Annotated in this window: 6 protein-coding genes; all 6 read right to left on the bottom strand. The window is 63.5% G+C overall.

Annotated features, from left to right (window positions below):
- Positions 1–193: 193 nt before the first annotated feature.
- Positions 194–1,504 (bottom strand): glutamate-5-semialdehyde dehydrogenase, encoded by a 1,311-nt coding sequence (locus tag AC1D1P_RS10340; RefSeq protein ID WP_477672906.1) that lies wholly within the window; start codon positions 1,502–1,504, stop codon positions 194–196.
- Between the two features lie 197 nt (positions 1,505–1,701).
- Entirely contained in the window at positions 1,702–2,277 is a 576-nt protein-coding gene (locus tag AC1D1P_RS10345) for a hemerythrin domain-containing protein (protein WP_477672907.1), read from the bottom strand.
- 7 nt (positions 2,278–2,284) lie between these two features.
- A complete protein-coding gene (locus tag AC1D1P_RS10350) occupies positions 2,285–2,689 on the bottom strand; it encodes a ribonucleotide reductase subunit alpha (protein ID WP_477672908.1) in 405 nt (134 codons plus the stop codon).
- A gap of 21 nt (positions 2,690–2,710) precedes the next feature.
- Entirely contained in the window at positions 2,711–3,382 is a 672-nt protein-coding gene (locus AC1D1P_RS10355) for a nitroreductase family protein (RefSeq protein WP_477672909.1), read from the bottom strand.
- Between the two features lie 54 nt (positions 3,383–3,436).
- Positions 3,437–5,863 (bottom strand): adenosylcobalamin-dependent ribonucleoside-diphosphate reductase, encoded by a 2,427-nt coding sequence (locus AC1D1P_RS10360; RefSeq protein WP_477672910.1) that lies wholly within the window; start codon positions 5,861–5,863, stop codon positions 3,437–3,439.
- Positions 5,860–7,116, bottom strand: coding sequence for an NAD(P)H-dependent flavin oxidoreductase (locus AC1D1P_RS10365; protein WP_477672911.1), 1,257 nt, complete (start codon positions 7,114–7,116; stop codon positions 5,860–5,862). The genes AC1D1P_RS10360 and AC1D1P_RS10365 overlap by 4 nt, the downstream gene beginning before the upstream one ends.
- Between the last annotated feature and the right edge of the window lie 16 nt (positions 7,117–7,132).

Genomic DNA, 7,132 nt, shown 5'->3' on the forward strand with positions numbered 1-7,132 from the left:
TTGATAGGGCCGTTCAGGGCGGTGATGAGGTGCGGAACCATTCGGCCACTTTCGAGTAGGGAATCTGTTATTTGCTTCGGTTATATCTGACCGAATTTTAGGGAGATTGGGACAAACTACGGGGGTTACAAGGGGTAACGCCGCCGCAAGTCATCCAAAAATCCGTGGGCCGACTTCTCAGCCCGGCATGGCTTCAGGTACGGACTTCGCCCTGGCCCAGCACCACATATTTGAGGGACGTCAGCCCCTCAATCCCGACCGGTCCACGCGCGTGGAACTTGTCGGTGCTGATGCCGATTTCGGCGCCCAGCCCAAACTCGAATCCATCGGCGAAGCGGGTGCTCGCATTCACCATGACGCTGGCTGAATCCACCTCGCGCAGAAAGCGCTGGGCGTTGATGTGGTCGCGCGTGAGGATGGCATCTGTGTGGTGGCTGGAGTACTGGTTGATGTGGGCGATGGCTTCGTCAATGCCCGCCACCACCTTGATGCTGATGATGGGCGCGAGGTATTCCTCGTACCAGTCCTGCTCCGTCGCCGCTTTCAGGTTGGCGCCTTTGACGCTCGCCAGGATCGCCTGGGCCTCGGCATCGCAACGCATCTCCACACCCTTGGCGGCGTAAATCGCGCCGACTTTGGGCAGGAACTGCGCGGCCACACCGCGCGCCACCAGCAAACCTTCGCTGGCATTGCAGGGGCTGTATTTTTGCGTTTTTGCGTTGTCGGCCACTTTCACCGCCATTTCGATGTCGCAGGGGTCGTCGACATACACATGGCAGTTGCCGTCCAGGTGCTTGATGACCGGCACCTTGGCATCGCGGCTGATGCGCTCGATCAGGCCTTTGCCGCCGCGCGGGATGATCACGTCCACATACTGCGGCATGGCGATCAGGTGGCCTACGGCTTCGCGGTCGGTGGTCGGCACCAGTTGCACGGCATCGGCGGGCAGGCCGGCGTCAATCAGCGCCTGTTGCACCAGCGCAGCCAGCGCCTTGTTCGACTCAATCGCTTCAGAGCCGCCGCGCAGGATACAGGCGTTGCCACTTTTGATGGCCAGCGACGCGGCTTCAATCGTCACATTCGGCCGGCTCTCGTAAATCATGCCGAACACGCCAATCGGCACGCGCATCTGCCCCACGCGGATGCCGCTGGGCTGCTCCTTCATGCCGATGATGTCGCCAATCACGTCGGGCATCACGGCCAGCTGCTCGCAGCCCACCGCCACGGTTTCAATGATTTTGGGGGTGAGCTTGAGGCGGTCCAGCATGGGCCCGGCCAGGCCGGCCGCTTTTGCGCGTTCCAGGTCCAGGGTGTTGGCTGTTTGCAATGGTTCGATCTGGCTGCGCAGCAAGCTGGCCAAACCCAAAAGCGCTCTGTTTTTGATAGCTGCTTGCGYCCGTGCCATAAGGGCGGAAGCTACTTTTGCCTGTGAACCCATGGCCTGCATCAGGTCCGAGACGTCGCTGCGGGCAGCCAGGGCGGTGGGGGAGTCGGGCGCGTTCATCCTGCCATTTTGCCTCTAATCATGGCTGGGAGCCTGTCGGGCTTGGGGCGTCGAAAGCGAAAATCGGCCCCAGCGAGGACAGTTTTTGCAGGGTTTGCAGGCCCATAGCCCAGCTATGGGACAAAAAGACGGCGAAAAATGGACCGCTGCGGTCGATTTGCAGCCGACGATTCCCAAGTCCGACAGGCTCCTGGAGATCAGTTGCCGGAGCGAACACCGCGGCGCTGCATCATGTCCTGGCTCATGGCCTGTAGGGCTTGCGTCGTCAGCACCACCTGCGCAGCAGGGTAGGCCAGACGGTCTTCGTCCGCCAGGTGCCGTTCGTACAGGCCGGCGAAGTGGTCCAGTGCCGCCGTCTGGGTCGCAGTCAGCGCAGCCCCATCAGCCACCGGACTCTCAGCGATCTCGTGCAGCGCACTGCGCGCCGGGGGCCAGGCCGTATCCATGTCCCGGTGGTCCTGTAAAAGGCGCTGCACAAGGGTGCGCAGGCCGGCATCTGGCCCGGCCAGCAATGGCGGGAACACATGCCGCTCTTCATCCTGGTGATGCAGCGGCGCGGCAAGGTCGAAGTAGCGCATCACATCACGTGCCGCCTGGCGCGCAGACTCGTCACGGCCGTGTTCAAGCAGGTGCTGCTGCAGGCGCGCCAGCAGCACGAGCATGCGTTCCACCCGCTCATGGCAGGCGGCCAGCATGTCGAAAGGCGCCTCGAATCCGGCACCCGGTGCATGCACGCCGGGCAAGGAAGCAGGCCGCGTGACCCGGCGCACCATGCCCATATCAGCCGAACTGCACGGGCTGACCCTGCGGGTCAAACGAAATAAACGCCCCGATCTGGCCCTGCTTGATGGACTCGACCATGCGCTGCAGTGGTTCTTCCGCATCTTCGGTGGTCGGCGCACGGTTCACTGAGCCCGACATGGCCGCGGCAAACACCAGGCCCCAGTTGTGGCCGAACTGGCTGGACTCCTGCACCAGGGCGGCAAACGAACTCAGGTCCTCCGGGCGCTTGTCGACACACATCAGCGGGACCAGCGCGCCGCCCTGGCCGGCCTCAAAACGTTTACGTTGCGCCGGGGTGCTGTCCTCGGGCAACTCGACACCGGTAAATACAAACAGCAGGCGCTGCGGTTCGGGTTGCGCGCGGGCGGCCTGCAGCAGGTCGTCAAAACTCAGAATGTCCATGGCTTGATCCAGTCACAGGAATTAAAAGGAATCCGCCGGCCCGGATCCCGGTGCGGCGCTGTCGACAGAAAGGCTGCTTACAAAATCAGAAGGCACCGGCCTCAGGCGGGCGGGCTTGCGCGACTGGGCGGTGCCCATGCTGACAAAACACAGGGCATATTCACCGCCTGCCAGGCCAAACAGCCGGCGCAGCCCCCCGGACTTCAGCGCCTTGCCGCTGGTCAGTGACGAACCATAACCCAGGGCCGTGGCCATGAGCAGCATGTTCTGCACCGCACAGCCGGCCGAGACCAGGCGTTCAGCCAGGTCGATCCCGGCATCACCACACGCGCCATCGACCACGACCAGCATGAGCAAAGGGGCGCGGTGCGCTTTTTCGCGCGCCTGCGCAAGCTGTTCAGGGGTGGCTTGCGGGTCGCGTTCGACCAGCGCCGCACCGAAGACCGCGGCCAGTTGCGTGCGTGCCGCCTGCGGCACCAGCACAAAGCGCCAAGGCAGAAGCTGGCCATGGTCGGGCGCCGTGGCAGCGGCTCGCAAGATCATGTCGAGCTGCTTCGCATCGGGACCGGGTGCTACCAGCCGCTTCGGCAAAATGGTCTGGCGCGATTGCATGAGGGCTGCAGCCAACTGCGCCGGGTCGACGTCGGCCGCGGCGACTGCAGAGGGCTGACCGGGAAAGGCGAGCAGATTCATCAGTTCGCTTTCAGCTGGAGCGCTTATCGGCGTAAGGCTGATCCGCTCGCTTATTCACCCACACACTCCCAGATGGCCGCACTGGGTGCAATAGTCGCACCCATCCTTGCGGATCACGGCATGGGCACCGCATTCGCTGCACTTCTTGCCCGCCATCACCGGCGGGGCAAGCGCCATGTCAACCTGCGGCTCCACCACGGGTGTTGCCCCGGCAGCATGCTGCCCGGCCCGCCGCGCGATGATGTTCTGCACCGCATAAGCAATGGCCGCCACTTCAGAGTCGTGCCATAACGGAACACGCGTGCCGTCGGCCTTTTCGTAGGTTCCCAGCCGCACCGGGCCGCGGTCCCAGGCCACCTTGCGCATGTCGCTGAGCGCACGCTCAAGAAAACCACCGCGCGCGGCCAGCGAAAGCATGCGCATGCTGGAGGTGATCCACTGCTGCGACTCGCCGCTTTGTCCCACGGGCATGAAAAATTCGATCGCGCGTTCGACCGTGCCTTCCCCCATGGCAGCCGGCACAGGCAGAAAGGACACCACGATATAGAGCGTCTTGCGCCCTTCCTGCGTCCAGTAATCCACTTTTTCCGCCACCGCTGACAGCGCGCCCTTGGGCCGGCTTTCGATCACCGTGCGCATTGGGTCCACAGCGGGCGCGGCGGCCGGCATGGCCGCGGGGTCCGCATGGGTTTCCAGCACCGAGCCGAGAATAGCGTTGGGCCGGTAAGTGGCCAGGCCCTTGAGCTTGGCGCGCCAGGCCTGCTGGTACAGGCCCTTGAAATCTTCGTAGGCGTAGTCGGCCGGCACATTGACGGTCTTGGAGATCGCCGTGTCCACAAACGGCTGCACCGCTTCCATCATGCCAATGTGGCTGTCTGCCGACATCTGGAGCGCCGACACAAAATAACCAGGCAACTTGTCCACGTCACCGCCAAGTTCGCGGTACAGCCGCCATGCATGGTCTTCCACTGCGTACTCGGTGGTGCTACCGTCAGACTCGCGTTTCTTGCGCCGGTACATCCAGGAGAACGGCGGCTCGATACCGTTCGATGCATTGTCGGCAAACGCCAGGCTGACCRTACCGGTAGGTGCAATCGACAGCAAGTGGCTGTTGCGGATGCCGTTCGCGCGGATGGCCTGCTGCAAGGCGGCAGGCAGCCGGCTGGCAAAGGTGCCTGCAGCGAGGTAGCCCTCGACATCGAACTTCGGGAACGCGCCTTTTTCCTTCGCGAGTGCCACCGAAGCCGCGTAGGCTGCATCGCGCATGCTCACGGCAATGCGCGCGGCCATCTCGCGTCCCTCGGGTGCGTCGTACCGCAGGCATAGCATGGCCAGTGCATTGCCCAGCCCGGTGAAACCGACGCCAATACGGCGCTTGGCGGCGGACTCGGCCTGCTGTTGCGGCAGGGGCCAGAAGGTGACATCCAGTACGTTGTCGAGCGCGCGCACCTGGGTCGCCACCGACTTCGCGAAAGCCTCGAAATCAAAGACCGGCACGCCGTTGAAGCCAAAGGGGTGGCGCACAAAACGCGTGAGGATGATGGGCCCGAGGTCGCAACAGCCATAGGGTGGAAGCGGTTGCTCGCCGCAGGGATTGGTCGCTGCGATGTCTTCGCAATAACGCAGGTTGTTGTCCTGGTTGATGTGGTCCAGGAACAGGATGCCGGGCTCGGCGAAATCGTAGGCCGAGCGCATCACGGTGTCCCACAACTCGCGTGCCGCCACCGTCTGGTAGACCCACAGGCCGTCGGCGCGCTGGAAGGCGCCTTGCGCAACCAGTGAAGCGCCGGGTTTGGCCTTGTGCACCAGCTCCCAGGGCTGGTCTTCGGCGAGCGCGAGCATGAAGGTGTCAGGCATGCCGACCGAGACATTGAAGTTGTTCCAGCGCCCAGGCGCGCGCTTGGCGGTGATGAACTCGTGCACATCCGGGTGATCGATGCGCAGCACACCCATCTGCRCACCACGCCGCGCACCAGCGCTCTCCACAGTGGAGCAGGACTGGTCAAAGACGTTGATGTAGCTGCAAGGACCGGAGGCCATGGACGCGGTACCCTTGACCTCAGCGCCACGCGGACGGATGCGTGAAAAATCGTAACCCACGCCGCCGCCGCGCCGCATGGTTTCGGCGGCCTCGCGCAGTGCCTCGTAGATGCCGGGATAACCGCCGTCATCGACACCCTGGATGCAATCACCCACAGGTTGCACAAAGCAGTTGATCAGCGTGGCCTGGATGGAAGTGCCGGCCGCGCTCATGATGCGGCCTGCACCAATTGCCCCTGCGTGCAGGTTCTCGAGGAACAGCGCTTCGTGCTGGGCACGCTCCGCCTCGGGCTCGACCGAGGCCAGGGCGCGCGCCACACGTCGGTACAAATCCTCCACACCTGTCTCGCCGGGTTTGAGGTATTTTTCCTTCAGCACGTCCTGGCTGATGGGCTGGGTGGCCGTCATGTCTTGCGGCCGGCCAAACTGATCACGTTTCATGCGGGTGCTCCTGCTGGCCGAACTCCGCCGAGCAGCCATTGCATTAATTCTTGCACCGAACGGATCTGGTCGCCAAACGGCAACCGGGCGGCACCACGGAAGAAAAGGCCTTTGTGGATGTCGCCCTCGAAGGCATGCCCGAGTTGTTGGTCGATACAAAACTGGCCCATGCCGGCCACGCCATCGCGCAGGCCGCAATGGGTGAGGCAGTCGAACGACATGTTGCATTTGGCCTTCACATGGGCTGCCGCCTGGAGCCGGGCTTCCAGCCGCAGGTATTTGTCCAGCCATGGCGTTCGCACGGCGCGGGCGGGCAAGCCGGCCACGCTGATGAACTCCACCAGGTCTTCGGGTTTCGCCTCGGCCAGCACCTTCTTGAAGGCGAGATCGGCATCACACTCCCGGGTGACGGCAAAGGCCGTGCCAAGCTGCACGGCCGAAGCCCCCAGGGCTTGCAAGCGCAGGATGTCGTCCCTGCAGTTGATGCCGCCGGCGGCAATCAGCGGGATCWCGCGTTCGATGCCGGCCGTTTTGAAGAATTCCAGCACCTGCGGAATGACAACCTCGAAATCGAAACGCTTGTCATGCAGATCCGCGACTTTGGCGGCGCCCAGATGGCCACCCGCGAGACCGGGATGCTCAATCACGATGGCATCAGGCAGGCGCCCCTTTTTTTGCCACTTGCGCACCAGCAATTGCACGCCGCGCGCGTCCGACAGAATGGGGATCAACACCGCGTTGGGATAGTCGCGCGCCAGCTCCGGCAGATCAAGCGGCAGGCCGGCGCCGACCACCAGCGCATCGGCCCCGCTGGCCATGGCCTGGCCCACATAGTCTTCGTAGGCGCTGAGGGCCTTCATGACATTCACGGCAATCAGGCCGCGGCCCTGTGACAACTGACGGGCCAGGCGAATTTCCCGGTCAAGCGCTTCAAGATTGGCGGCATCGATCAAGGCCCGGGCATCAGGCTCCTTGTCCAGGTGGCGTGTTTTGGCCATCAGATCAGGATGCAGGCGCCGCAAGTCCACGGACGACAGGGTGCCCATGCCGCCCAGGCGTGCCACCGTGCCGGCCAAGCCACCCGCAGAGACGCACACGCCCATCCCGCCCTGCACCACCGGGATCAGCTCCTTGCTGCCAATGCGCCAGGGCCGAAGGCCCGAATCGTGAGCAAGTGTCTGCAACGCTGCCGATGCCGTGATCGAATTGACGTTTGCCTTTGCGGCAAGGTCAATTGGTGATGATTTGTCCATCGTGCTCCACATAAGG

It is taken from the genome of Polaromonas sp. P1_E1_2 (genome assembly GCF_056406035.1).